Source organism: uncultured Campylobacter sp. (genome assembly GCF_938017615.1).
Lineage (GTDB): Bacteria > Campylobacterota > Campylobacteria > Campylobacterales > Campylobacteraceae > Campylobacter_B.
In genome coordinates, this window is sequence record NZ_CALIJA010000031.1 from 1 (window position 1) to 2,831 (window position 2,831).

General features: G+C 43.3%; 4 protein-coding genes. 3 read left to right on the forward strand and 1 reads right to left on the reverse strand.

Annotated features, from left to right (window positions below; translation table 11 throughout):
* The 3 genes from Q0620_RS01375 to Q0620_RS01385 all read left to right on the forward strand — a co-directional run.
* On the forward strand, positions 1 to 246 hold a 246-nt coding region (locus Q0620_RS01375; protein ID WP_298782899.1), incomplete at its 5' end, for a hypothetical protein.
* Between the two features lie 173 nt (positions 247 to 419).
* Positions 420 to 656 (forward strand): hypothetical protein, encoded by a 237-nt coding sequence (locus Q0620_RS01380; RefSeq protein WP_298782900.1) that lies wholly within the window; start codon positions 420 to 422, stop codon positions 654 to 656.
* A gap of 67 nt (positions 657 to 723) precedes the next feature.
* Positions 724 to 1,158 (forward strand): hypothetical protein, encoded by a 435-nt coding sequence (locus Q0620_RS01385; protein WP_298782901.1) that lies wholly within the window; start codon positions 724 to 726, stop codon positions 1,156 to 1,158.
* Positions 1,159 to 1,303: 145 nt separating this feature from the next.
* Here Q0620_RS01385 and carB read toward each other — a convergent pair.
* Positions 1,304 to 2,831 (reverse strand): carbamoyl-phosphate synthase large subunit (gene carB / locus Q0620_RS01390; RefSeq protein WP_298782902.1); only part of this gene is annotated, 1,528 nt, incomplete at its 5' end.

Below are 2,831 nucleotides of genomic sequence, written 5' to 3' on the forward strand. Positions count from 1 at the left end.
ACCCAATATTCTGAGGGAATAAAACTAAGAATTACGAATATGGAGAATTCGCAATATCCGCAAAATTCAGTAGATATCTATATGGGAGATAAGCAATTAACGTCGTTTTGTTGTAACAATGAAGATACAAATAAACTAAAAACCGCATTTGAAAAATTCTCCAATGCTTTAGAAATATGCGTTGAGCTTAACGAGCAAAGAGGTAAAACTTTAGCGAGCTTACGCGAATTTTCTGCTGATAAATAATTTTAAGGTTTTACGCTATGCGCAAAATAATATTTTCTCTTATATTGACGATCGGCGCTTCGTTCGCTTATGATGCATGCGATAATAAAGAGGTACAAAAATTTCTAGTAGATAATAACTCGTTCTTACAAGAACGAAAAGCATATATTGCTTTTTTCTGCAAAAATAGTACAATGATGACCGGTACCGATTTGAAAAGATCTAAAAAAATATCTAAAAAAGAAGCTACGTATTTAAAAGTAGAAGGAAAACTTGATAAAATCGCAGTCGATTCAATTTGCCCTGTTTTAGATACCTTTCAAAATTTAGGTCTAAAACGAAAAGCAAATTATATATATTTTTTTGATAGTAACGAGCCTTTTTATATAGTTACGGTAGATGATAATTTTTGCAAAAAATATGATTATTGAATTATCTAAAAATTTATTTAGTAACCATAGCATGGAAAATATATGCAAATAACAGAAGGGTCAAAAAATGCGTAAAACAATATTTTTTCTTCTATTGGGGATCAGCATTTCATTTGCTAATGACGGATGCAATCAAAATATTGCAGTTCAGATCATGAGTGATTATGATTTAAAACAAGAAGTTGGTGAAATTGCTACTATGTTCCCTATTTTAGTCTGTAAAAGTGATACTATAACGATCAAATATACATTTCATATTACTGCACCAAATATAGATAGAGAAAAATATAAGCAAAGGCTATATAGTATATTTCTTCATAACAACAAAAATAACTCCGATATAGTAGATAGGAGCTGTAGAATTCTTAATATGAGCTTGAGTGATGGCTCGAAAGCAAAAGATGCTGGCATTAAATATATTTATCAGACATATTATCTCGATAACGAGATGCTCTTCTCAATGGTAATGAACGATGAGCTGTGTCGACGACGAGGATTTTAATACCTGATATATATGAGCTGATTTCTAATATGCACTACAAAAGCCTATTTTGACTTATATATTCATATCCCTAGAATTTTAAATCGTAAAATTTAACCACTAAGCCAAAATACTCAATGATTAAATCTATGATTCTTGTAAGATACTACCTGCCGCTTAGATACTCCTGCAGCGTTTTAACTTCAAGCGCGGAGTCGTCCTTTATCGAGCAGATCGAGCGCGTAGCGGCGATCGCCGCCTTCATCGTCGTAAAATACGGCAGCCTAAAGCGCAGCACGCTCTGGCGGATCTTTGCGGCGTCGGTAGAGTTTGATTTACTATCGCTGGTATTGATGACGAGCGAAATTTCGCCGTTTTTGAGCTTGTCCTCGATATTTGGGCGACCCTCGCTAATTTTATAGACAAACTCGCACTCCACGCCGTTTTCGCCCAGTAGCTTGTGAGTGCCGCTCGTAGCCGCGATACTAAAGCCCGCATCCGTAAACGCGCGTGCAAGCTCTACGGCTCGCAGCTTGTCGTGATCGGCTAGCGACAAAAATACCTTGCCGCCGCTTGGAAGCGCGTTGCTCGCGCCGATTTGAGATTTAGCGAAACTTTTGGCGAAATTTTCGCCGATGCCCATCACCTCGCCGGTGCTTTTCATCTCAGGCCCCAGGATCAGATCCGCGCCTGCAAGCTTGTTGAAAGGAAAGACGCTCTCTTTGACGCAGATATGGTTTTTAATACGCGGCTTTAAAATTCCCTTATCTTCGACCAGTACGCCGAATTCATCGTAAAATTTCAAAGCCTCGCGCAAGCCTCCTTGCCACATTACGCGAGTAGCGACCTTTGCCATCGGAATTCCGCTCGCCTTGCTCACAAACGGCACGGTGCGGCTCGCGCGCGGATTTACCTCGATGATGTAAAGCTCGTTTTCAAAAATCGCGAATTGAATGTTCATAAGCCCTACGACGCCGAGATTTAGCGCAATCTCTTTGGTTTGGCGACTTACCAGATCGATCATCTCCGCGCTTAGACTAAGCGGCGGCAAAATGCTCGCGCTATCGCCGCTGTGAATGCCCGCCTCTTCGATATGCTCCATTATCGCGCCAATATACACGTCGCGTCCGTCGCAGATCGCATCGACATCAAGCTCGGTCGCGTCAAGTAAAAATTTATCTATCAGCACCGGCGAGTGGTGGCTCACGCTCACGGCTTCGCTCATATACAGCCTAAGCTCGGCTTCGCTATGCACGCGCCGCATCGCGCGACCGCCGAGCACGTAGCTAGGGCGCACAAGCACCGGATAGCCGATCGCTGCGGCCTTTTCGATCGCTTCGGCTTCGCTTATGGCGGTATCGTTTTTCGGCTGCTTAACGCCGATGCTTGCGATAAACTCGCTAAATTTCTTGCGGTCCTCCGCTACGTCTATCGTGCGCGCGCTCGTGCCGATGATCTTGGCTCCCACGGTGCTTAGGCGCTTGGCGAGCTTTAGCGGCGTTTGGCCGCCGAAATGCACGATCACGCCGTCCGGGCTTTCAGCCTCGATGACCGCTCTAACGTGCTCGAAATCGATCGGCTCGAAGTATAAAATATCACTCGTGTCGTAGTCGGTGCTGACGGTTTCGGGGTTGCAGTTATACATTATCGTGGTGATGCCCATATCGCGCAGAGCGTAGCTGGCGTGCACGCAG